Origin of the sequence: Spirosoma oryzicola, assembly GCF_021233055.1 — a bacterium.
GTDB lineage: Bacteria > Bacteroidota > Bacteroidia > Cytophagales > Spirosomataceae > Spirosoma > Spirosoma oryzicola.
In genome coordinates this window covers 2641248-2661978 of record NZ_CP089538.1, presented here as the reverse complement: position 1 = coordinate 2661978, position 20731 = coordinate 2641248, and the positions used below count along the sequence as shown (strand labels likewise).

Below are 20731 nucleotides of genomic sequence, written 5' to 3'. Positions count from 1 at the left end.
TGTGAATGGATATATGAAAATTTTATTTTTCTCCGCTCTCTGCCTGGCTCTTAGTAGCTGCGGTAGCAAAACAATTACTCGCTTTTCGGAAACACCCGACAGCGTTTTGGTACAGGCTTTCATCGACGTACCGGCTCAAATCGAAGTTGGTTTAAAGCTACCGCTGGCCAGCCTGGAGAGTTACCGCGTAGGCCAGCGGCTGTTTGTACAGCCTGACATTACCGACCCGGAGCGATTCGGTAACATCTATGTCGTAGATGCGAAAGGCGTTTATCCGATTATCATTAAAAGCCTTACTCCTCGCTATGGATTCTAAGAACCAAGACGCTATCAACAAACAGAAGCAAGAGGAGATCTACCACCAGTATCACCTCCACTGTTTAGGGCAACACGCTATAGAGTCATTGAAAGCCGACGGCGTACTGCTGGTCGGATTATATAAAGACCCTCAGAAAGAGGGCCGGATCTGGTTTGATTTTGAGCAAATCGGTATCGAAGCGGTCGAGATGATCGGTATCATTAACAGGCTGATGGGTGACGTTAATAAGCACTTCGTCGACGCGCAGCTTGATCCCCCCTTCCCCCAGGCTAAAGAATTTATTCGGCCCGTTCCGCAGGCGGAAGGTCAGTAACGCATTACCCAATTTTCTCATAATAACTATAAAATGGAAACGCAGAACAATCAACCCCAGTCACTGGCCTCGATCCTGGCCCGACGTATGTTTTCTCACTTAAGCCCGGCACGTATTGCCAAGTTTACCAGTCCTAAACCGCTTGGTTTTCAAAGTGCGGTGCTCGATATAGATTATAATGTTCAATTAGGTTTTCATTGTTTGCACCTGTTGATCAATAAAGATTACCAGCAAACATCGTATCTGCCAGCTATCAACTACACACCGTTTGATTGTACGCTCCCTGAACTTCTGCAGCTACAATTAGTACTTCCCTGCCGAGATCCCGACCGGCCTTCTTCTCCCGACAGTACCCAGTTTATTCTTAAAGCAAAGCACTATAAGCTACTCAGAAAGTATCTGAGCAAGGAACTGCGCTGGCTGGCCACGCACGGCACGAGCAGATTAAAGGACGTTTCGGTATTTACGCTGAAGATGAGTTTGAAGGCAGTAATGAAGGCTATGTTGTCCAGTACCAAGATCTTACGAACCGATCATGCAAACGATCAAACTAATTGAGTGGCTACAGCTGCACGCCCATTGGCTGTATGAAATTCTTGTGCTGAGTTTAATACTAGCCTGTATCTGGCTTACCAACAGCAACATACGTTGGCACAAACAGAATATAAAGCGTCATGCGTACAGTCGAGGACATAGTCGATACCGGTCTGGTTGACAGCGAGGTACCAACGCCAGTACTGGATGATTCATTGGTGGTAATCGAGTGGCGAATTAACACCATCAGCGGTTCGCACTGGGTGAATACGCTAATCGGTCAGGGAGCTATTCTCTGGTGCCAAGATGTGGCAAACCGGATTCAGCAGGAGCTAAACCGCCGTCGTGGTTTGGACGGCATGACGGAGTTAGGCTAATGGCTATTGATCGCAAACGCTACCCGCCTGACTGGAAACAGATCAGTCATCGCATCCGATTCATTCGGGCGGGTGGTCGATGCGAGGTGAAGGGCTGCGGAGCCGAGCATGGCCAGCCGCACCCGGTAACCGGAAAGAAAGTGAAGCTCCAGACGGCGCACCTGAACCGGATGCCTGAGCAGACGACAGACGAGCAGTTGATGGCGATGTGCCCACGGTGTCACTTCGCTTATGATCGGGCTGACAATGCTTGGAAAGTGAGGTTTGGTAAGCTGGCTAAGCTAAACCAGCTGGATCTGTTTGGTAGCAAATAAAACAGCCCGCTACCACGGGCAGAGAGCTGTAAAGTAATCTCATAATTAACTATTGCGGAAACGCAACGGGCAAAGGTAGGCAATTATGCCCTATCAGCAAGACATTGGCTCAGCCACGTGGCTGACAAACGATCTACCCTGTTATGGTAGACCTCCGATTGGTTGAACCTGAAAGGAGGTAATGGTGTGGATAGAAGCAGACTACCGGGCTGGCCCGATCTGGCCCGGTAGTTTACACACGGTGGGATAGCTCAATTGGTAGAGCACAGCACTTTAAATGCTGCGGTTGTCGGTTCGAGTCCGGCTCCCTGCCGCCAGGCACAACTCGTGCCTCTTTAACGAACGTATCATCATGCGAAAAACCTTCGCCCAGTACCTTTTTGTCCCTACGTAACTACGTGAGGCCACATATCGCCCCAGGATGCCTGGTCTGAGTTGCAAATCGGATCGGTCTAATTGCTCACGCGCATCCCGTAACCGCTACGCACTGAAAAAAAAGATTTTCAGGAGCCGACCGGAGAAAGTATTGCCCTAATAGCTAAGCGGCTATTTTTTAAGTGCGGTTTTACTGTACTGTAAAGGCACTGAAAGTGCACCCTTCAGTAAGAGAAACTTTTAAGATGTTCTATGTACCGGAAATATGTACAATGTACATCTGTACAAGTGTACAATGCGCGAAAAAAATCGAAAAACGCGACCGGCCCCATCTCTGCCAACAAATCCCACAGGAAGCCTTAAAACGCACCTACTAGCCTGTGTCCCTCCCAAATATTATTTTGTTATGGAAAGCCCAAGAAGTAACCGACCAACGTCTATCGGACAACTTGTCCAACCCGTTTTTAATCCAGAAGTCCAGCCCCAAACTCAACAGCCATCGGAGGGAAATTCAAGTACGTTTATCAAGAACTTTGGCAAGTTTGAACGGCCCGGCTCTACCTACAGCTGGAAGATCTACCGGCCTCGCCTGCAAACCCTTTACGGCTACTCAAAGCCGTTCGGAATGGCTGAAAAGGCCAATAAGCAGGAACTGCTTCTGAACTGTATTACTCGGCTAAAGCCCAAGTACATCGTTGAAGGATACCGAATCGATTTCTATCGCAATTTCTCGGATGACGATAATGATAGCGTGAAGCTGATGAGCTTGTACGGTACCCGGTTCATGCCTGAGCCAGTGATAATTACTGAAGCCTGGTTGATGAAGTTTTTAAAAGATCTCTACAACCCGATTGTCTATAACTATGGTACCGAAATGTTCCCCACGGGTGGCAAGTCTAACGCTCCAAACGGAACAGCTATCATTCCTGATTCCAGTAAGCAGGCAGCTGTAAAAGACCCCTTCGATCCAAGCCGGACGTTCAAAAACGAGGATGCACTGATGAAATACATGGAAAAGCTACTGCGCGAAGGTCATCCTCATGGACAGGTACAGGAGTTTTTCAGAGTGAAGATTCAGGCATTTCACACCAGACCCGTTTAGCGCATGGCAAAGATCACGCTTAAAATTTTCCCCAGTGAGTGCGCGGGTCTGATCAGCTACCTACACACGTTCAAAGGTGTTCAGCAGCTACCCTTAACCCAGCGAACTGTTTCGCAACTGGTGATCATCCAGTACGCCAAAACCTGGAATATGGAGCGCATACTGTCCTGGGGTGGTAAGTCTGCTCAAAAGGAATATGCGGTTAGCATGCCTGTGGCTGTTGCCAAAGCTTTACATGAAGATATGCAAAGAGATTGCCTATCTCCCTTCCAACGCTCATTTCTGGGCAAACTCGATCAGGCCATTATCAACTACCAATCCGGTAGCCTTCTCAATGTAGAAGTAGGAACCGTGACAGGGTGGGTATATGAAGCGACACAAAATTTAAAGCAACCAGGTCGATTAATCGAATAAATCAGCATGCAAAAATTAATCAGTTGGGCTAACGGTAATCCCGGAGCCATGCAATTCCTTATTCAACTTTACAATTCTTATGTCAGTATATCAGCCCCAATCATTGGAATGCTTGAGCAAGCAACAACCATTAGGGGGACTAACCTATACGTTTTATGGTCGGATCTGTGCGATAAGGATATGAATAAAGTATCCCATTTATGCCAGCACTGCCCACAGGACATTTTAGAAGATGCCTGTAGCCGCCAGGACTGGTCGGGCCGCAATCTAGTAGCTCCTTATCTAGCTGGTCAGGAATGGTCTAATGAATCGTAAACTTTTCAACTTACTCAACCATGTACAATCTCATTGAATTGACCCTGCACGACGACAGAATAGTTTACGTGATGCCATCGTCCATATCTCAATTAGCTGATTTAGGTGACAGCACGTGCGTGAATCTTATTAGTGAACATGCGCTTTCGGTAAAGCAATCACCAAAGGAGATTAAAAAGAGGATTGATCAGTCCCGGCTTATCCATTCTGATCTGTACGAGGAACCTGTTTTTAAGAACCTGGCTGAGTTGACCCAGCAGCAGCTTGATCAGCTGAGCGAGGATTTTGTAGGCGAAGGTGATCGGTATGCCAATTTCAAAACGCTGTGGGGAAATTTTATCTCCCAACGGCCCGACATGACGGCAGTAGTACAACTGCTGACTCAACTGGAGGACTGGGGGTATGAGACTGAAGAAATCGTGTAATATGGCCGCATTGTTTAAAATCCGCAGCGAGTTATTCGCAACTCGATTAAACCTTACTGACTACGAAATTTACCGGGATGGATTCTGTCTATGGATCAAAAACGACAAGAAGCGTCTGGGTTATCAACTCTTGATTAAAGATTTGACGGCCATGATTACTGCGCTAATGGGCTTTGCTATTGTGCCAAATAGCGTTATTGAAGCGGTACTTGTTGAAGATTCCTCAGTCTGGAAGATACCCAGCGATGAGCAGATCATCCAGTACTGCATCGATCAGGCATTCATCCCCCATCCCTACGAGGAGTACATTTCGGCACCATAAAAAGTCTTGAACTTTTGCGGTATCACTAACTTTTCGTTTCTGGAGATACTTAACGTTAGGCTGCCATAATTGAGCAGCCTAACGTTTTTTTAGAACTACCAAGGCAAAGAATATATTTTCATTATATCATACCGTACAAATGCGTCACAGTTGTTAAATTTAGGGTGTTAACGAAACACGATTGATTGTTGTCCTGTATCGACTGGTAAAGGGTAACTAGCTTCGCTCCAGTTAACCCCCACTCGCTTCAGCATAATGACCCCTTCGCCTTTGTCAACGTTTACGATCCCGGTTTATCCGCTGGTTTTAAAATTCCTTTCTTCTCAGTACAACACAGAGCCCTTTACGCTAGGCGGCTATTCGAACCCCTACGCTGGTTTTCTTTACAACAGCCTGGATCGCTACTGTCATTTTGATACGCGCCTACCCCGCAAGTACAGCCGGCTAACAGCCGAGTTGACGATTGGTATTCCCGCCTGGGTGCAACGCTACGGAGCCGGAGCCAAACTGACGCCCCAGAAGATCTCGGTTTTTAATGATTTCGTCCGCCAGATGTTCTTCGAAAAAATGGCCGAAGAAGTCACCCTGCGCATGAGCTACGGGATGGGCATCAAAGCCTCAGTCGAGCGGTTTTTGAATCGCTACGGCATTACCGAGGAGGAACTGAGTTTGCAAACCGCCCTTCGTTATTACGCCCGGAATCGCCGGTCGATGTGTTCAGGTTCGTTGGCGGCTGACAGCACGCCCGTTATGCCGATTGATTGTTGTCCTGTTTCGCCGGATGCTGAGTTCGTAATCTTGCCCCATGAGCGAGATAGCACGCAGTGGCAAATGGAATCCGGGCGGAGGCAGGTGGCTTGATGTAGTGGCGGCTGTGGGGGTCGAGCCTACGCAGGTCCCTGGTGCTATTACCTTCAAAGCCGGCTTCGATTGGACGCGTATCTATTGCACCCAGGGTACGCTCCAGTACCGCATGGGTAGCCAGCACACCGATAACGGTCGTTTATACTCCTTCGAAATTAAGGGCTTTTCGCCTGACGATAATGCCGTCAAATCTGCGGCTATCGATGCTCTGTTTGCTTACGAAAAATTAATCGTCCGCTTTACTGATAACAGCGGACTTGTTCGCATTGTGGGTCTGCCCGACGAGGCACTCACCTTCAGCCACGAACTGGGCACTGATCCCGACGTACCGGGCCAGCGTGGCTATGATCTCAACCTCAAAGGGACTTCCACCCAGCGCTCTGCGTATGCTTAGACACAATCTCGATCTGATGGCCTTTATGGCCCAGCCCTGGCTTATTGAACGCGAAGCCGGCACCATGTTACTGGCTCAGCTTGTTTCGGGCAATGGGGTGCTTGCGCTGGAGATTGACGAAGATCCAATTCACTACGCTGATCCGAACTGGATCTACTACCCGGCTGCGCAGAAAGAAGGTAGTACCGTTATCCTTAACATCACGGGTGTGATTTACGACTACTACGTGAATTACCTGTGCGCGAAGCTGGACATGATCTATGCCGATCCCAATGCAGCCCGGCTGATTGTGCGGATCAATGGTCCAGGTGGGGCCGCTAACGCCGGCAATAAACTGGCGGATAAGATCCAGGCTTCACCCATACCGACGTTTGCTTTTATCGACTACGGGATGGCCGCTTCGGCCCACTACATGGTCGCCTGCGCCTGTGATGCCATCTATGCCAGCCGGCCAAACGACCGGGCTGGCTCGATTGGTACGCTGATCTCCTATCAGGACTGGAGCAAGTACTTTGATAAAATGGGTATCGTGACCAAAGAGCTTTACGCTAAACAGTCGACCCAGAAAAACGAAGAATTTCGCCAGGCGGCTGACGGTAATTTCAAATTACTCCAGCAGGCCGCTGATTCCGAAGCCCAGCGCTTCATCGATTACGTGTTAGCGCGCCGGCCTGGCATTAATGAAGCCGCACTCAAGGGTCGATTATTCAATGGTACCGATTCCTTGGAGAACGGTCTGATCGACGGTATTGCTGATCTGAAATCAGCGTTCAAATCTTTTTCTACGACAACTTCAAACACAACCCCCCGTACAACCATGTTAGGTTACGTAAAATTATCCGCTCTGGCAGCGGTGAAAGGTACGGCTGCAGCCGATTTGTCCGACGCTCAGTTGGAGGCTATCAATACCGAATTGAATGCCGCCTACCCCGGACTGGCCATCGTTTCACAGTCCCAACTCGATGCCGCTGTTGAGAATGCCAATAAAGGCGCTGGCGATGCCACAGCCCTGGCAACGGCTACGGCTGAAGTAACTCGTTTGACCAATGAGCTAACGACGGCTAATAACAAAGTCAGTACGCTGACCACCGAGCGTAATGAATTTAAAGAAAAAGCGGAAGAATACGGCGCGATGAACGCAGCCGAAAAAACGCAGGTGCAAAAGAAAAACGAAGTCCAGGCGGATTCGGGTGAGCAGAGCGATTCAGACAAAACGATCGCTAACCTAGCTCATAACAAATCCCTGGAAGGCAGCTGGCTGTGGGACAACGTTGCCGCATCGCAGACAAAATAAAACGCGGCTTCGCGCAAATAACCAATCAATTTATAATTCCGTAACTCTTTCTAAAAAATGGATATTCAGGATGTAGTAACCGAATATGGTGCGTATTACCAGGATCGGGGACAAAACATTAGCCGACTTTACCAGGTGTTGCGCCGGAAGTTGGCCTCCGAAAGTATGTTCACCACCCAGCTGACTGACGACACGATCTGGCAGGCGGGTAAGGTTTCCTTTGGCCGGCTGGTACAGGCGTATCAAAAAGGCTTTACGCCCATCAACCCACTCGCTTTTGATCCGGTGCAAATTAAGATGTTCCACCACAAAGTGGACACCTCGGAAACTCCGCACGATCTGGAAGCCAGCTGGCTAGGTTTTCTGGCCGATAACAACGTCAGTCCGAAGGATTGGCCGTTTGTGCGTTGGTGGATCGAGCAGCAGATCGTCAACCAGATTGAAGACGATATGGAAACGCTCGAAATCGGCAAAGGTGTACGCGTTGAGCCAACAGCTGGTGTAGTAGGTGCTGCTGGTGCTGGTATGGACGGTTTCTTGACCATCATCAAACAGCATATTGCTGGCACGCGGACCACACCTATTACGATGGGCGTCGTACCAACCGATGAGGTTGAAATGGTTGAGTATGTCGAGGATTTGTGCGATCAGATCGATGAGAAGTACTGGAGCCAGCCAATGGAGCTCAACATGAACGAGCGTCTGAAAAAACGCTACCGTCGTGGTTTGCGCAAAGTATATGGCAAGGACACAGTCGATAACGCGCTCAACGATACGGTTAAAGATACCAATATCACGATCGTAGGCCGGGCGTCGATGCAAGGCAAGAGCCGTATTTTCTGTACGCCAAAGGACAACAGCATTGTCCTGAAGAAAAAGACCCAGAACCAGAAGCGTTTCGACGTACAGGCTGATAAGCGTCAGGTCAACATTCTAACCGACTGGTGGTATGGCGTTGGCTTCATCTTACCTGAGCTTATTTTCTGTAATGATCAGGAGTAGTCGGTAGTCCTACCGATTTACTTTTTATACCCTAACTCACCGATAACAAACCGACATGTCTGAAATAAAAGAATCCCCTGCGGGGGAAGGGCCAGAGGTGACCGTGGAGTCACTTCTGGCTCAGCTGGAGGCTGAGAAGAATGCGCATCAGGCTACGAAAGACGCCTTGGATATTGCCCTCGAAGCCAAAGACGATGCCGCTGGTGCACTTAGCGAAGCAGCTAGCGTCATCACCGGCCAGAAAGAAACGATTACTTCGCTGCAGGCGCGGGTGAATGAACTGGAGACCAAACCGTCGTCTCACCCCATCATCGAAGTGAACAAGAAAAAATTTGAGGTGCACGCCAAGTCTTTCAAGTACAAAGGTGAGACCTACACGGTGGCTGATCTGATCAGCAATAAAGGACTTCAAAAGGAGCTTGTTAGCATTCAGGCGGGCTTTTTAATCGAAAAACAGGATTAACCGATGGCCTATAAATCAATCAAAGATCCGGGTAAAGTGAGCCGGATGGGTGGTACGGCCCAGCGTATTTTGTTAGCGCCTTTTCTGGACTTTCTGATTCTTCAGAAGCCAGCTGCTGGAAAATACAACATCACTGAAGCGCATACATTCCCAGTGGGTAAAGGCTTCATTGAGTTGTACGTAACGAAAGATACGGGTACGGTGAAGTATTCACCCCTGGGCGGTCCTGACCGCAACAGCTTCGACGTAACAGGTGAGTTTTATCACCCTGGTGAATCGGATGAAATCGAAGCATTCGCCAACGATGCTAAAAACGAGCGCTGGATTGCGCTGGTCCCCGTACCAGGTATTCCTGAACTCTTCCAGGTAGGTGATGCTGATTTTCAGGTTCAGATCATGCCGGAGTACGATGCAACCAAGAACTCGGGTGACGGACGTGGCTGGAACTTCAAGTATAGCTGCTTTGCCGCTAACAAGATCAAGTACAAAGCGTCGACCATCACGATGGCCGCTGATCCAGCTTAAGATGCAGCCTGGAGACAAAGCCCCGGTGGTGACGGAGGTAGCTTCCACACCGCTGGGTCCAGCAACCTATAAGCTGGTCGGTATCAAAAAGGGTGTAACGGAAGTATACATCCCGCTGCTGCAGCGGAGCTACACCATTAAGCAGCTAACCGATAATCTGGGGCTTCTTGAGTTGCTGGATCGGCTTGGCTGGGATAAGGTCCAAAAAACGATTTAACCGAATCTACCTAAAAATAGCGGCCGTCTTTACGTCCGCTATTTTTTATAGTAATCATCATGCTGGAGCGCATTACTTCCTGGCTAACATCCTCTGGCGACTACGAGGCTGGTCTCATTCTGCTACGTGAAACAGGTTATACTGGCTTTGCCCTGAGTGTTCTGGATATGGGCGAAGATGCGTATACCCGTAACCGGTTAGAGACTGAACTAACCGCCTGGTGCAACAAACAGAATAGTATGCTGCAGCCTGGGCCGGATCTTTCGCCCTTGGCAGCAAAACAATCTTCGGCTCCCCTGGCGGTGTCGATGGATTACGGCTCCGGGAGTAATTCCGTTGTTGTCGTTACGACCAATCCGCTGCGCGTAGAAACGCCCCCAACGGATGAACCCGAAGCGGTGCAAAGTATTCGTCGACAGATCTTTCAGCTGATGGATCTGCGCACGGATGCCAAAGCCTGGATTCGGGCCAATGAGCACCTGGGCAATAGTGAAGCGGCCCAGATCCAACGCCGGCCATACGCCTACCAGGTTAAACGCCTGACGCTTCAACTTGATGAGCTATACAGTCAGCTGGATTTCTTTACCCAGTACGGCTATTTACCCCAACCCATTGAACAGGACGTCGACCAGCGGTCGCTCCTACTCAATACACGTAGCTATGTGAGCCGCTATAAAGGCTATTTGAAGAAAAAGAACCTGACGCCTGAGCAACGTCAGTCCTATCAAGTCCAGTACGATCTGTACCTGGCCCGTAAACAACAATTAGAGCTAAAGAGCAACCATGATTCGCCCCCGCCCGGAGCGGGCTAAACCGTAGCTTTTATGAAAACCGAAGAAGCCCGCTTCGAGCTGATCTTTGACAAGATCATGAAGTGGTACCAGGATGAGGACAAATACCCCCTTACGCCTGAACTGCAAGCTGAACTCTTGCGCTGGAAGAAAGCCAGGGAGTTTGTCCTAACCCAGCGACCGCTAACAGATTCCTTCACGGTCAACTTTCTGATGAAAGATTGTGAAGTCAGTGAACCCCAAGCCTGGCGCGACGTGCGCAACATGAAACGGTTTTTTGCATCGATGGAAAAAACCAATAAGGAGTGGGATCGCATCATGCTGGTTGCCCAGATCCGGGATAACCGCGTGAAGGCTTCCCTAGCTGAAGATTATAAAGTAGTCGCTCAGTGCGATGCGATCCTGCAGAAAATGGGCGTCGGTGATGAAGTCGAGCAGAAAGAAGACAACCAGGGCAAAAACATCGAACTGCTAATCGATTTCGACCCGCGTCTGATCGGGGCTAAGCCAATCCCGAAACTATTCGAAACGGTCGCCAAATTTATCGGTGAAGAAGCCGCCCGGCGAGAGCTCTTAATTCAGGACGAAGAACCCTTATAGCCATGAATCAACAACTCATGCGCCGGGATAGTCTTCCGGCCCCAAAGGCGTCCATCAGTCCTGAAGAAGACCTACGGGAGCAAAAACGAATGCACTTTAACTATCTCCAGATGATTTGTCTGGCGATCGGGGCGCAGTACACCACCGTTGTGGCCGGACGTGGTACCGGAAAAACGCGGGGTGTGCTGGCTCCTAAACTGCATCAGTTGCTAAAGAAATTAGCGCGTTCGTCGATCGTTGTCATTGGCGCTACCTATGTGCAACTCATGGACCGCACATTGCCCGAACTCATGGAGGGTATGGAAGCGCTGGGCTACGTGCGCAACGTCGATTTCTGGCAGGGTCGCTTTCCTGATAAGAAGTATAATTTGCGTTTGCCCTACAACGCTCCGCTCGATCCGCACCACTCTATTTTTATGCGTAATCCGGGAACCGACTGCGTGTCGGTTCTTCGCATGGTCAGCCAGGACCGGCCCGGCTCTGCCAATGGTATGAGCATCTCGGCTATTCTGGGTGACGAAGCCAAAACGTTTAAAAAGGATAAACTCGATTCGGAAGTGATGGCCATTAACCGGGGCGGTTACGAACGTTATGGCGATATCCCGGAACATCACAGCGTGACCTTTACCACCGATATGCCGACCGAGCGGGAGGCTAAATGGATTCTAAAGGACAGAGAAGAGTCACTCAAGCCACACCACCAGAAAGCCATCGAGTTGATTCTGGCTATTCAGCTTGAGCTTTACAATGAACGACTGCGGCTCAAAACCCGCGCGCGCAATGCGGCCCGGCTCAAACGGATCGAGAGCTACGAGCGCCAATTGAATGAGCTTCGTAAAGGGCTGGTCCATTATGCAGCCGCTTCCAGCTTTGCCAACGTGCACGCGTTGGGCCTGGCTTATTTTAGGGAAAAGAAACGCATGTTTAAGCCCAGCGCTTTCGATGCGTTTATTCTTAATAAAGAGCAGGATGGCGTCGATAACGGCTTCTATCCGGACTTTGACCAGCACCATCACCAGTACGACGCGACGGATTACAATTTTGTCGACAAACGGGTTATAGCGGGGGAATCGTACAATGACTGCCGGAAGGATGCGGATCTGGACCATAACCAGCCGCTCACCATCGGAATGGACTATGGTAGCAGCTTTAACGGTATTGTTGTTGGCCAGCGTTTTTCAAAACTACACCTGATGAATAAATCAGGTTTTGATGAAGTCAGGTACCTCAAATCCTTTGATGTGTTGTACCCCGATAAGGTACAGGATGTAGTAGCCCGGTTTGTGGAGTATTACCGCTATTTCTACAAAAAGCAGCTTACCTATGTGTATGACCCTACAGCTGTTGGTAAGGATGGTAAGTCCCCGATGACCTATGCGGATGAAGTGATCAAAGGACTGAAGGCTGCTGGCTGGAAGGTCAAGACCAAGTACTTCTCGAAAGTACCCTCGCACGATGCCAGGTTCCTGGCCTGGGGCTGGTGCCTCAGAGAGATCGACACCCGCTTTGCCAAGCAACGCTTCAACCGGGAGAACATGCGTAAGGTTGTGAAGGCAATGGGCAATGCAAAGGTCAAAGAGGGTAGGAATGGCTTTGAGAAAGATAAGACGGATGAGAAGTACGTCGATGAAGTACCCCAGGATGAGACCACCCACTATACCGATGCAATGGATACCGTGTTCTGGTATCTAACCATTGTGGAGCCTGGTAAGACCGACCTATTGGGTGCTGTCTTTGGTAACTAGACTACAAGATCGACTGCAAGCATGACGATAAGCTCAGCCTCAAGGCTGGGCTTTTTATTTGGCCCGGTCGAAGGCCCAATCATATATGCACGACCCCCGCCACCCCCTGCAACTGCACTCACCGGTAGTGCGTAGCGGGGTCAGGAAACCGGGAAAAGTTGATATACCATTATTTTCAGGCAAGCGACCCTTACAAATCAGCCATTTAGCCGAAAATCGTTGAAAAACAGGCTAAAATTTTCGTATCAAATTTGAAACGCGATTCACTGCTATTCATCTGAGCGCACGACGGTTAACCCTCAAAAAAGCGTAAAACGGAAACTGCGCGTTTTTCTGGGTTTTTTCAGAATTGCAGGGCCAATCATGCCAGGTGATTGAATCAAACTCACAGCTTTTTCTGGGGTTTGTTCCATTTCTTCTCCTGCGCGACTTTGAAGCCGCACTTGTCGAGCATCTCCTCAATCAAGTCCAGACTCAGCTGATCATTTTTAAATCGATGCCGGGTCCGCGCGCGGTCCGCTTTGGTGTAGCCGGCATCGAGCCAGTACTGTAGGTATTCTTCCTCGTAAAGCAGCAAACGCAGGGCGTTGTTGGTGTTAAACGTTGCCATGCCTAAAGGTAGCCATTTCAATTTTGAGATTAGCGGTGCACGCTGATTGATTGTTGTCCTGTTTTTCGCCCCGCTGTGGGCGCAACTTGCCGCCCTATTTCGGTCCGTAACCCGAACGCTTCACTTAAACGACGATGAGCCATGTAAACCGTAAGTCTGCCACACGTCCGACGACACTACTCTCCTGGCAGGAGGCTCTGGCAATCATCGAAAGCTGCGATGCGCGGGGGGTTCCTATACCCTTCGCCATCGCTTTTTGCACAGCTGACGAAGACAAAGGCACCGGTGGCGAGATCATTCGCTATGAAAAGGCCGTCTGGCACGTCAACGGCGGTCGGGTTACAAAAACCGAACAATTCGAGCAGGTTGGCCCCAAAAAGAAGGCCAAACGAACGCTCAAAGCTAAATGGACCCGGCTGATCCGGGCTGTTGGCAGCGATCAGCTGCGCAAAATCCACCTCCACTTAATCCTAGAAGTTAACGGTCAGTCGGTACGATGAGTGAAGTTACACTAAACGATGCGGGGAATATCGCTCTATTGCCAGCGGCTCGGGCGGTTGTTTCACTGAAAGGATTCCCTACCGTGAAAGGGACGCCCACCTCACCCGCTGAACTGGGCGTGATGCCCACTGAGCCAGTCAAGCGCCGGATGCTTTCGCCCGGTGACGATAAAATTACGTTCTGGGGTGAGGGTAATGACTATCCCCAGAAAATTATTGAGCTGGCCAGCAAGTCAACCATCATCCCCCAGGCGATCGCCGACAAAGCAGCGCTCTGGGTTGCCGGTGGCGTAATGGCCACGGCCTCGCTGAACTCGGATGAAGAGATCGACGATGACGAAATCTACAATTTCTTAACCGATACCACCTTCGAGCGTTACTTGCTGGAGGCTTCGGTCGATATGGGTTGGTGGTGGAACGGCTTTCCGGAGTTCTGCATGAGCCGGGACCGCAAAAAGATCAACCAGCTGCATAACAACGAAACAGCGTATTGCCGCTGGGGCCGCATGGATGAGCGCACCGGTGCACTGGATAAAGTCTACCTCAATGCCAACTGGCCCGAAGCAACCGCAGACGATGCGGATACAGAACTCATTCGGGCCATTAGTCCCTACCGCTCTGACCGGATCGAGTGGGTACGTGGCCAGAAAGATCCCAAGTTCATTTATCCGCTTTGTTTTCCCTCGCCGGGTAAGAGCTACTACCAGCTGCCGGCTTGGGATGCTGTGCGCACGTCGGGCTGGCTGGATTATCTGGCCAGCATTCCCCAGTTTAAAAAGTTCGGCATGGTCAATAAGATGGCCCTGCGCTATCACATTGAAGTGCCGGAGGAGTACTGGGAGCGGGTGTACGGTGAGCGTTGGACGGAGTCTAATTTCGACGCAAAACGGGCTATCCGGGATGAGTTCCTGAAAGGCATGACCGAATCGCTGACCAACGTTGAAAATGCCAACAAAGCAATTCTAACCGACAAGTGGTTCGACGATAACAAGAACGAATTAGGCGTCGTCATTCACGTCCTGGACGATAAGGAGAAGGATAATAAGTACAACGAAGACTACTCCGATGGCCAGGCTAATTTGCTTTATGCGCTGGGCACCGATCCGTCCCTGTTTGGCTTTCAGTCGAAAGATATCCAGCGCTCCGGCGGCTCGGATAAAAACCAGGCGTACAACATCTTCATTGCCAAATCCACGCCCTACCGGTCCCGCATTCTGGAACCCCTCAAATTTATCGCGGAGTACAACGGCTGGAAGAAGCGGTTCCCCCGCCTAACCTTCAAATTTCGGGATACGGTGATGACTCCCCAGAGCACCGGTGCCACCACCGCTAAACAAGAGACTGCCGTATGAACCTAATATTTAACTCGGTCGAGCAGGTCCGCAGCTTCGTTAATTTTTCGGGGGATGTCGGTCACGAGCAGCTATCACCTTCGTTTCGACCAGCCCAGCGGTTTCTTTCCACGTTTGTGGGCAATCAGCTGCTGGATCAGCTGGGCGAAAACGGAGCGACAAATCCGGACGAAGAAGAATTGCTAAACCTGGTCGGGGTGCCGATGGCCGCCCTGGTCCTACTCCGCTATGCCAGTCTGAACACGGCCCGGATTACCGATCTGGGACTGATGCGTACCCAGACGGCGGATACCAACGATGCGTTTGAGTGGCAGGTCGACCGCATGACGCGTTCGCTGCAGAATACCATTTTTGACGGCATCGAGCAGCTGCTGGAGTTCCTGGCCCAGAATCTCGACACGTTTCCAGCTTACAAAGAATCGGAGGAGTACAAGCAGGAAAAAAGCAAACTGATCCCATCGGCTGCGATTTTTAACCGGTACTACAACATCAAATCGTCGCGGCTGATTTTCTCGACCCTGGCCGCATCGATGCGCACGGCGGAGTCGTCGGTTCGCAGGATGCTGGGCGATAAACTGACCGGCCTGCTGGGTACGAGCCTAACGGATAAGCAGGCTGATCAGCTGGATGCTGCCCGTCGCGCGCTGGTGTATTTGACCGTTGCCCGTGCCCTGCGCGAACGCCTGGTGAGCATCACCGAGGACGGCGTTCAGGTGCTGGCCATCTCCCAATCGCTAACGACCAATTACCGATCGGCTCCCAGTGATAAGTCACTGGAGCGTAGTATCACCTACTTCGATGAGCAGTCTTCCCGGTTCCTTTCTGAATTAGCTGGCCTGATCAACGATACGCCCTCGAACCCTTCCCCGGAGGCCTCCGGCGGTAGCCCAATCATTAATCGACCTATTGTTAGTTTTTAACCACCGTTTCTTATGACACGTGTCCTATTTCGAGTCCTGTTTTGCACCCTGCGGGTGATCGCCATCACGGCGTTAATTCACCTGGTTAATGCCATTCGTGATTGCCGGTATCAATTGCTATTGCTGGCTGTTGCTGGGTTGATCGCTTACCTGTTGTCGGGTTGCTCTTCTTTCGAGTCTGCTTTTCGCAAGTACGGCCAAACGGTCACGGACACCACAATGGTAACGGTACCGGTGGCGGTTACAATACCCCGCGATTCGGCTGTGATCACTGTTCGAACCGACACCAGCCGCGTAATCATCGAGGAGCATAATCGGACCAGCTGGGTACGGCTCTACCGGGACAAGAATCAGACGCGCGTCGAGGGCGGGTGTGATTCGGCCACTATTGCTAAGGACGTGCTGGCCAAAGTACCCAGAAAGCAAGCCATTTGGGGTGTCGATCCTAAGTACAAAACCTGGATGGAACGATGGCGAACGGCGGCTATCGTTCTATTTGCCTTGATAGCGGTCGCTTTCGGGCTGTATTCGTTTACCCGAAAATTTATAATCACCCCCCGCAATGGAACTGCTGCTTAATCGAATTGACCGTACGGATAGCTATACCGGTGGTGTTTTAGCCGTTTTCAAGGCAAATAAATCGGTGCAGATCCTGGCTACCCTGGAAGACCCGATCCGGGGATTCGGCCCCAAAGGTGAAGGTAAAATTTGGGGTGAAACAGCGATTCCAGCTGGTCGCTATAAAGTGGAGTTAACCAAATCAAAACGGTTTGGTATCGTCCTCCCAGAGCTTTTAAAAGTGCCCTTCTTTTCTGGCATCCGGATTCACATCGGTAACTGGACGAAAGATACGGACGGCTGTATTCTGGTGGGCACAAAACGCGTGGGCAACATGGTACAGCGTTCAGCCGTCGGCTTAAAGCTACTCATGGATCTTCTGCGGGAAGCGGAAGCCCAGAATGACGACGTATTTATCACAATTGTAAACGCTTAAAATGGCATGGATATCCTACCCATAATCACCGAAATTTTAAGGATTTCCCCCTTTGCGGCCATTGCGCTGTATATGATTTACACGCTTTGGAAAAAGCTCACCGAATTGATTCAGTCTCATGCTGATGACCGCAAGGAAACGCAGGAAAAGATGTTTCAGATTGTCAATCAGAACTCCGCCAGCCATTTACAACTGGCTACATCGGTCGACAACCTGGCTAAATCCGTAGTCGATAGCGGTAAGAATATGGAGAACCGGCTGACGGCTGTCGAGCAGAAAGTTGAAAGGACAAACCGCTCTCAGCGCAGCTCAGCGGCAAAAGCTGCAGCAGCATGAACACCGTCCAGATCGGCTCTAAGACATTCACCGGCCCGGCTGGTTGGGCTGATATCACCCCCCGCCACTTCCGGCAGCTACTGAACTGGCGGATCGGTCTAGACTCCGATCCGGCTGGTCGGTGGGTGTTGCTCGAGCTTTGGTACGGCATTGGCCACAAGTACTGGCATAAGCTAAGCGATGACAATCGGGTGAGTCTGATTAGCCTGCTTGACTTTCTGGATACACGGCCTGAGCGGTGGATGCTGCCTAAACTGCGCATCGGTAAACGCACCTACATCGGTCCCGGCGATGGGCTTGACTTTCTGACCTTCGGGGAGTTTATGTACGCCCAGGCTGCGCGCGATCGCTACCGGTCGGACGGTCAACCCGAAGACCTGGCTGAATTAATGGCTTCGCTCTACCGGCCCCGCGCGTTTTTCTTTCAACCCTCCGGCGAAGGCTATCGGAAGCTGTTTGATATCCGGGAACATCCTGAGCAAATTAAACGAGTGTCTATAGTACCGGTCGAAATTCAGCAGGGCGTGCTGATGAACTTTGAAGGTTGTCTGGACCGCTTTCCGACTCAGTTCCCGCATTTGTTTAAACAATCTGGCCAGGGTGATGGCGGTGGAAGCTGGCTGGATGTGGGCTTATCATTAGCCAGGCAGACGAGTGCCCTGGGTACGTTTGCCCAGTTGGAGCGGTCAAACCTGTTTCTGGTGCTGAGTACGCTGGACGCGATCATGAAGGAAAACGAGGAGCTTAAAGCAAAACTAGAGAAATGACCGATCTGTCTGAGTTCTATAAAGCCTACGGCGAGGGCCTGGCCAGCCGGCTGGCGGACATTGCCTACAGCGAATCCAATAAAACATTCTGTTTTGTGGAAGACGTTGGCTCCCCCACGGAAGTGATCAGTTTTAATTTTGGTCCGAATCCAGTACTGGTCTGGGAAGATTTCGAGGAAGATATCGAAACGGCTGGCCGGGACAACTACTACAGTCAGATCGTGGGCAGTATGGCCGTGATGAGCAAGGCAGGCGGCTCAGCCAGTAAAGCAGGCAAACGGGAAGTGTACCGGCAAAACCGGGCTATCCTGCTTAAAGCCATTGCGCTGATGATTCAGGACAGCGAAAGCGGAGAGCTTGCTGATCAGGACATCAGCATGGAGATCCGGAAGTTTCCCTGTCAGAAGATTGGCCCAGTGGGTGGGGATAAATACGGCTATGGTATTCAGTTCACCTGGCTGGTGCCGGTGAACTTGACCCTGACCGAAAGCGACGTGCTTTACCAGGATTGATTGTTGTCCTGTATTAGCGCGCGCGCCCTAGGCAATTTCGCGGCATGGCCGTTGTTTTAGTTTCTGCACCCGACGAATTTGCGCTCACCAAAGGGGGGCGTATGCGCTACCAGTTTACGGGGAGCGGTCGGTACGAAAGCACCGGAATCAAAGCAGTCACCGCCATTCTGGTCTACGATCGGGGCAGTGCTGACGGCGATCAGTTCGTTCTTCAATGGGGCAATAAGGAAGTCGTTATGACGGCCCGCACGAATCCGACCGAACCGGGCGAATTTCCGGCGGGTGACGGCTCAGCGGCTTACCTGGAAAGCATCCTGCCTTACTTCACCGGCTACTATCCCATCCGGCAGGATTTTACGGTCGCTATCTATCCGGGACCTCCCTTCGGTATCATCGAGCTAACGGCAAAAAGGCCTGGCACGGCCTATACGGTCGAGCCCTACGGCGATTCGGTTGGTTTTCACGTGTCGGGTTCCCTGCCAGCTGGTGGCGAAGCGCTGATCCGGGAGCGGTATGGGGTGTACATTGAAGTATACCTGCAAAAGCCTGGTACCGATGGTGTTGGGGACGACGATTTTGAATTGATCAGCGAACAGCACGTGGAAGCTGATGACGATGGCCGCTGCGAGTTTGATGCCGGCGATCTGCTGCACGGCTACCTGAGCGCGGACATTCCCGCATTTGGGTCTACTGGTGGCCAGCTATCCCAAACCTCCCACCGTAAATACTACATCGCCTACGGGGAAGCCTGGGGCAATCCGATCAAGCCTACGCTGATCAAAAACGATACAATTCGGCACGCCTATTTGGGCGGTGCTGATTTTGAGCATCGGGCCAGTGGTGGGTTTTCCCTGATCAACTACGTTAAGGGAGCCACTACCGCCCAGGATCGTCCCCTGCGGTTTGGACCGGTTACCCGCAAAATTTACGTCGACGAACCCGCCTGGCTAACCTTCGTTAACCTGCGCGAAGATGCTCCTCAGCCCGTCACACTGGACGTGTTCGTCAAGTATGACGATGACAGCACCCAAAACGTGCCCGGCGTGCAGGCCGCTATGGTCTTCAAAAAGGGAGACAAACTAACCTACGCCGTTGGCATTGCCCAGCGTGGTTTACTGGCTGGTGTTCCGGCTGGCAAACACCTGAAGGAGTACTACGTTAAAATCCGATCGTCTTCGGCTGATTACAGCGCCCAGTATCGGTTTATTGTCGATTACGACCCCAAACCTTACCGTCGCTTTTTTGCCTACCAGAATAGCCTGGGCGCTTTCGATTGCATCACTACCTGGGGAAAAGGCTCAGCCGAGTTGCAGCGCTTCTACGAGCAGGCCGAACGGGCACTACCGTCCAACTACGCGCCAACAGCCGCGCAGTTTGTCGATTACAATGTTTCGCGTCAACAGAGCTTCGAGGTAACCTCGGGCTGGCAGCTGCAGGCCGATCTGATCCGGTGGGATGATTTTTACTGTGCGTACGTCCGCTTCCAAGTAAAGGGGTCCAAAGCGGTAGCCATTGGTCTGACCAGCAAACAGATCAAGCAGTTCAAAGACGGCGACAATCAGTTTGCTCACAGCTTCTCCTATTCGCTGCTTAAGCGGGATGAGTACTACTCGGAAGATACGCTGGAAGTAGCGCAGACCGTGCCGGTTGTTTCCCTGCCCGTTGGCACGGTAACGATTCAGCCAACCCAGCCCGTGCTCACGCGCGACCCATCGATCGACGATTCGGTGCGGACGCTCACCCCAGTTGACATTTTAAATTTTAGAAACGCAGCGTCCCGGCCCAATCCCGAAACCTTGGGCTTTCTCACCCAGCAGTCAGGAGCAAAGCTATTCCGTCGACAGGATCTTCCCATCAGCTACAAAGAGCTGACGCAAAAACCCACCAACCGGGACGAAGCGGGCCTGGCCGATGTGCCAACCGTGACGGAGGCCAATCTAAACGCGCTCAGCGCCTCATTTCAACAAATCAGAGATCTAGTCGGCTTTAGGCCCGTTGCCCGCAGCTGGACCGGTGATCAGGAACCCTCGTAACT

General features: G+C 51.1%; 30 protein-coding genes. 29 read left to right on the top strand and 1 reads right to left on the bottom strand.

Annotation, left to right across the window (positions count from 1 at the left end; genetic code table 11):
• Positions 1-13 precede the first annotated feature (13 nt).
• From LQ777_RS11275 to LQ777_RS11180, 20 genes are all read left to right on the top strand, one after another.
• A complete protein-coding gene (locus tag LQ777_RS11275) occupies positions 14-316 on the top strand; it encodes a hypothetical protein (RefSeq protein WP_232562623.1) in 303 nt (100 codons plus the stop codon).
• Positions 306-632, top strand: a complete 327-nt coding sequence (locus LQ777_RS11270) for a hypothetical protein (protein ID WP_232562622.1) — start codon at positions 306-308, stop codon at positions 630-632. The genes LQ777_RS11275 and LQ777_RS11270 overlap by 11 nt, the downstream gene beginning before the upstream one ends.
• 33 nt (positions 633-665) lie before the next feature.
• A complete protein-coding gene (locus tag LQ777_RS11265) occupies positions 666-1190 on the top strand; it encodes a hypothetical protein (RefSeq protein WP_232562621.1) in 525 nt (174 codons plus the stop codon).
• A gap of 116 nt (positions 1191-1306) precedes the next feature.
• Positions 1307-1543, top strand: a complete 237-nt coding sequence (locus LQ777_RS11260) for a hypothetical protein (RefSeq protein WP_232562620.1) — start codon at positions 1307-1309, stop codon at positions 1541-1543.
• Entirely contained in the window at positions 1543-1857 is a 315-nt protein-coding gene (locus tag LQ777_RS11255) for a hypothetical protein (protein ID WP_232562619.1), read from the top strand. The genes LQ777_RS11260 and LQ777_RS11255 overlap by 1 nt, the downstream gene beginning before the upstream one ends.
• 781 nt (positions 1858-2638) lie before the next feature.
• Positions 2639-3334 (top strand): hypothetical protein, encoded by a 696-nt coding sequence (locus tag LQ777_RS11250; RefSeq protein WP_232562618.1) that lies wholly within the window; start codon positions 2639-2641, stop codon positions 3332-3334.
• Between the two features lie 3 nt (positions 3335-3337).
• Positions 3338-3748: a hypothetical protein gene (locus tag LQ777_RS11245; protein ID WP_232562617.1), complete on the top strand. Its 411-nt coding sequence runs from the start codon at positions 3338-3340 to the stop codon at positions 3746-3748.
• Positions 3749-3754: 6 nt separating this feature from the next.
• The gene (locus LQ777_RS11240) at positions 3755-4063 is read left to right on the top strand and encodes a hypothetical protein (protein ID WP_232562616.1); all 309 of its coding nucleotides are present in this window, start codon (positions 3755-3757) and stop codon (positions 4061-4063) included.
• A gap of 20 nt (positions 4064-4083) precedes the next feature.
• Positions 4084-4488: a hypothetical protein gene (locus LQ777_RS11235; RefSeq protein ID WP_232562615.1), complete on the top strand. Its 405-nt coding sequence runs from the start codon at positions 4084-4086 to the stop codon at positions 4486-4488.
• Positions 4466-4810, top strand: a complete 345-nt coding sequence (locus tag LQ777_RS11230; protein WP_232562614.1) for a hypothetical protein — start codon at positions 4466-4468, stop codon at positions 4808-4810. Before LQ777_RS11235 ends, LQ777_RS11230 begins: the two co-directional genes overlap by 23 nt.
• 255 nt (positions 4811-5065) lie before the next feature.
• Entirely contained in the window at positions 5066-5671 is a 606-nt protein-coding gene (locus tag LQ777_RS11225; RefSeq protein ID WP_232562613.1) for a hypothetical protein, read from the top strand.
• Complete coding sequence (locus LQ777_RS11220) at positions 5616-6068, top strand: hypothetical protein (RefSeq protein WP_232562612.1); 453 nt, start codon at positions 5616-5618, stop codon at positions 6066-6068. Before LQ777_RS11225 ends, LQ777_RS11220 begins: the two co-directional genes overlap by 56 nt.
• A complete protein-coding gene (locus LQ777_RS11215) occupies positions 6061-7362 on the top strand; it encodes a S49 family peptidase (protein WP_232562611.1) in 1302 nt (433 codons plus the stop codon). Before LQ777_RS11220 ends, LQ777_RS11215 begins: the two co-directional genes overlap by 8 nt.
• A 57-nt stretch (positions 7363-7419) precedes the next feature.
• Positions 7420-8364 (top strand): hypothetical protein, encoded by a 945-nt coding sequence (locus LQ777_RS11210; protein ID WP_232562610.1) that lies wholly within the window; start codon positions 7420-7422, stop codon positions 8362-8364.
• Between the two features lie 55 nt (positions 8365-8419).
• The gene (locus LQ777_RS11205) at positions 8420-8827 is read left to right on the top strand and encodes a hypothetical protein (protein WP_232562609.1); all 408 of its coding nucleotides are present in this window, start codon (positions 8420-8422) and stop codon (positions 8825-8827) included.
• 3 nt (positions 8828-8830) lie between these two features.
• Positions 8831-9352, top strand: a complete 522-nt coding sequence (locus LQ777_RS11200; RefSeq protein WP_232562608.1) for a hypothetical protein — start codon at positions 8831-8833, stop codon at positions 9350-9352.
• Position 9353: 1 nt separating this feature from the next.
• Positions 9354-9569, top strand: a complete 216-nt coding sequence (locus tag LQ777_RS11195; protein WP_232562607.1) for a hypothetical protein — start codon at positions 9354-9356, stop codon at positions 9567-9569.
• Positions 9570-9628: 59 nt separating this feature from the next.
• Positions 9629-10381 (top strand): hypothetical protein, encoded by a 753-nt coding sequence (locus LQ777_RS11190; RefSeq protein ID WP_232562606.1) that lies wholly within the window; start codon positions 9629-9631, stop codon positions 10379-10381.
• A gap of 12 nt (positions 10382-10393) precedes the next feature.
• Positions 10394-10960, top strand: a complete 567-nt coding sequence (locus tag LQ777_RS11185; RefSeq protein ID WP_232562605.1) for a hypothetical protein — start codon at positions 10394-10396, stop codon at positions 10958-10960.
• 2 nt (positions 10961-10962) lie between these two features.
• Entirely contained in the window at positions 10963-12705 is a 1743-nt protein-coding gene (locus LQ777_RS11180; protein WP_232562604.1) for a hypothetical protein, read from the top strand.
• A 385-nt stretch (positions 12706-13090) separates the two neighbouring features.
• On the opposite strand, the gene LQ777_RS11175 is transcribed toward LQ777_RS11180, so the two are convergent.
• A complete protein-coding gene (locus LQ777_RS11175; RefSeq protein ID WP_232562603.1) occupies positions 13091-13315 on the bottom strand; it encodes a hypothetical protein in 225 nt (74 codons plus the stop codon).
• 134 nt (positions 13316-13449) lie between these two features.
• Between LQ777_RS11175 and LQ777_RS11170 the strand changes: the two genes are divergently transcribed.
• From LQ777_RS11170 to LQ777_RS11130, 9 genes are read left to right on the top strand one after another with little or no spacing between them, the layout of a single operon-like run.
• Entirely contained in the window at positions 13450-13815 is a 366-nt protein-coding gene (locus LQ777_RS11170; protein WP_232562602.1) for a hypothetical protein, read from the top strand.
• Positions 13812-15167 (top strand): hypothetical protein, encoded by a 1356-nt coding sequence (locus LQ777_RS11165; protein WP_232562601.1) that lies wholly within the window; start codon positions 13812-13814, stop codon positions 15165-15167. The genes LQ777_RS11170 and LQ777_RS11165 overlap by 4 nt, the downstream gene beginning before the upstream one ends.
• Complete coding sequence (locus tag LQ777_RS11160; RefSeq protein WP_232562600.1) at positions 15164-16087, top strand: DUF6712 family protein; 924 nt, start codon at positions 15164-15166, stop codon at positions 16085-16087. Before LQ777_RS11165 ends, LQ777_RS11160 begins: the two co-directional genes overlap by 4 nt.
• 12 nt (positions 16088-16099) lie before the next feature.
• Complete coding sequence (locus tag LQ777_RS11155) at positions 16100-16666, top strand: hypothetical protein (protein ID WP_232562599.1); 567 nt, start codon at positions 16100-16102, stop codon at positions 16664-16666.
• On the top strand, positions 16650-17081 hold the full coding sequence (locus LQ777_RS11150) for a DUF5675 family protein (protein WP_232562598.1): 432 nt from the start codon (positions 16650-16652) through the stop codon (positions 17079-17081). The genes LQ777_RS11155 and LQ777_RS11150 overlap by 17 nt, the downstream gene beginning before the upstream one ends.
• A 6-nt stretch (positions 17082-17087) precedes the next feature.
• Positions 17088-17417 carry a hypothetical protein gene (locus LQ777_RS11145; protein WP_232562597.1) on the top strand — a complete coding sequence of 110 codons (330 nt, stop codon included), beginning with the start codon at positions 17088-17090 and terminating at the stop codon, positions 17415-17417.
• On the top strand, positions 17414-18184 hold the full coding sequence (locus tag LQ777_RS11140; RefSeq protein WP_232562596.1) for a hypothetical protein: 771 nt from the start codon (positions 17414-17416) through the stop codon (positions 18182-18184). The genes LQ777_RS11145 and LQ777_RS11140 overlap by 4 nt, the downstream gene beginning before the upstream one ends.
• On the top strand, positions 18181-18696 hold the full coding sequence (locus LQ777_RS11135) for a hypothetical protein (protein ID WP_232562595.1): 516 nt from the start codon (positions 18181-18183) through the stop codon (positions 18694-18696). The genes LQ777_RS11140 and LQ777_RS11135 overlap by 4 nt, the downstream gene beginning before the upstream one ends.
• Positions 18697-18740: 44 nt before the next feature.
• Positions 18741-20729, top strand: coding sequence for a hypothetical protein (locus tag LQ777_RS11130; RefSeq protein ID WP_232562594.1), 1989 nt, complete (start codon positions 18741-18743; stop codon positions 20727-20729).
• The last annotated feature ends 2 nt before the right edge of the window (positions 20730-20731 follow it).

What these genes read in the sequence shown, in the direction of transcription:
- LQ777_RS11235 (WP_232562615.1), top strand. Translation starts at nt 4,084, where the DNA reads ATGTACAATCTCATTGAATTGACCCTGCACGACGACAGAATAGTTTAC.
- LQ777_RS11260 (WP_232562620.1), top strand. Translation starts at nt 1,307, where the DNA reads ATGCGTACAGTCGAGGACATAGTCGATACCGGTCTGGTTGACAGCGAG.
- LQ777_RS11205 (WP_232562609.1), top strand. Translation starts at nt 8,420, where the DNA reads ATGTCTGAAATAAAAGAATCCCCTGCGGGGGAAGGGCCAGAGGTGACC.
- LQ777_RS11225 (WP_232562613.1), top strand. Translation starts at nt 5,066, where the DNA reads ATGACCCCTTCGCCTTTGTCAACGTTTACGATCCCGGTTTATCCGCTG.
- LQ777_RS11240 (WP_232562616.1), top strand. Translation starts at nt 3,755, where the DNA reads ATGCAAAAATTAATCAGTTGGGCTAACGGTAATCCCGGAGCCATGCAA.
- LQ777_RS11270 (WP_232562622.1), top strand. Translation starts at nt 306, where the DNA reads ATGGATTCTAAGAACCAAGACGCTATCAACAAACAGAAGCAAGAGGAG.
- LQ777_RS11230 (WP_232562614.1), top strand. Translation starts at nt 4,466, where the DNA reads ATGAGACTGAAGAAATCGTGTAATATGGCCGCATTGTTTAAAATCCGC.
- LQ777_RS11170 (WP_232562602.1), top strand. Translation starts at nt 13,450, where the DNA reads ATGAGCCATGTAAACCGTAAGTCTGCCACACGTCCGACGACACTACTC.
- LQ777_RS11150 (WP_232562598.1), top strand. Translation starts at nt 16,650, where the DNA reads ATGGAACTGCTGCTTAATCGAATTGACCGTACGGATAGCTATACCGGT.
- LQ777_RS11275 (WP_232562623.1), top strand. Translation starts at nt 14, where the DNA reads ATGAAAATTTTATTTTTCTCCGCTCTCTGCCTGGCTCTTAGTAGCTGC.
- LQ777_RS11255 (WP_232562619.1), top strand. Translation starts at nt 1,543, where the DNA reads ATGGCTATTGATCGCAAACGCTACCCGCCTGACTGGAAACAGATCAGT.
- LQ777_RS11180 (WP_232562604.1), top strand. Translation starts at nt 10,963, where the DNA reads ATGAATCAACAACTCATGCGCCGGGATAGTCTTCCGGCCCCAAAGGCG.
- LQ777_RS11165 (WP_232562601.1), top strand. Translation starts at nt 13,812, where the DNA reads ATGAGTGAAGTTACACTAAACGATGCGGGGAATATCGCTCTATTGCCA.
- LQ777_RS11175 (WP_232562603.1), bottom strand. Translation starts at nt 13,315, where the DNA reads ATGGCAACGTTTAACACCAACAACGCCCTGCGTTTGCTGCTTTACGAG.
- LQ777_RS11190 (WP_232562606.1), top strand. Translation starts at nt 9,629, where the DNA reads ATGCTGGAGCGCATTACTTCCTGGCTAACATCCTCTGGCGACTACGAG.
- LQ777_RS11160 (WP_232562600.1), top strand. Translation starts at nt 15,164, where the DNA reads ATGAACCTAATATTTAACTCGGTCGAGCAGGTCCGCAGCTTCGTTAAT.
- LQ777_RS11265 (WP_232562621.1), top strand. Translation starts at nt 666, where the DNA reads ATGGAAACGCAGAACAATCAACCCCAGTCACTGGCCTCGATCCTGGCC.
- LQ777_RS11250 (WP_232562618.1), top strand. Translation starts at nt 2,639, where the DNA reads ATGGAAAGCCCAAGAAGTAACCGACCAACGTCTATCGGACAACTTGTC.
- LQ777_RS11210 (WP_232562610.1), top strand. Translation starts at nt 7,420, where the DNA reads ATGGATATTCAGGATGTAGTAACCGAATATGGTGCGTATTACCAGGAT.
- LQ777_RS11135 (WP_232562595.1), top strand. Translation starts at nt 18,181, where the DNA reads ATGACCGATCTGTCTGAGTTCTATAAAGCCTACGGCGAGGGCCTGGCC.
- LQ777_RS11140 (WP_232562596.1), top strand. Translation starts at nt 17,414, where the DNA reads ATGAACACCGTCCAGATCGGCTCTAAGACATTCACCGGCCCGGCTGGT.
- LQ777_RS11195 (WP_232562607.1), top strand. Translation starts at nt 9,354, where the DNA reads ATGCAGCCTGGAGACAAAGCCCCGGTGGTGACGGAGGTAGCTTCCACA.
- LQ777_RS11130 (WP_232562594.1), top strand. Translation starts at nt 18,741, where the DNA reads ATGGCCGTTGTTTTAGTTTCTGCACCCGACGAATTTGCGCTCACCAAA.
- LQ777_RS11145 (WP_232562597.1), top strand. Translation starts at nt 17,088, where the DNA reads ATGGATATCCTACCCATAATCACCGAAATTTTAAGGATTTCCCCCTTT.
- LQ777_RS11185 (WP_232562605.1), top strand. Translation starts at nt 10,394, where the DNA reads ATGAAAACCGAAGAAGCCCGCTTCGAGCTGATCTTTGACAAGATCATG.
- LQ777_RS11200 (WP_232562608.1), top strand. Translation starts at nt 8,831, where the DNA reads ATGGCCTATAAATCAATCAAAGATCCGGGTAAAGTGAGCCGGATGGGT.
- LQ777_RS11155 (WP_232562599.1), top strand. Translation starts at nt 16,100, where the DNA reads ATGACACGTGTCCTATTTCGAGTCCTGTTTTGCACCCTGCGGGTGATC.
- LQ777_RS11215 (WP_232562611.1), top strand. Translation starts at nt 6,061, where the DNA reads ATGCTTAGACACAATCTCGATCTGATGGCCTTTATGGCCCAGCCCTGG.
- LQ777_RS11220 (WP_232562612.1), top strand. Translation starts at nt 5,616, where the DNA reads ATGAGCGAGATAGCACGCAGTGGCAAATGGAATCCGGGCGGAGGCAGG.
- LQ777_RS11245 (WP_232562617.1), top strand. Translation starts at nt 3,338, where the DNA reads ATGGCAAAGATCACGCTTAAAATTTTCCCCAGTGAGTGCGCGGGTCTG.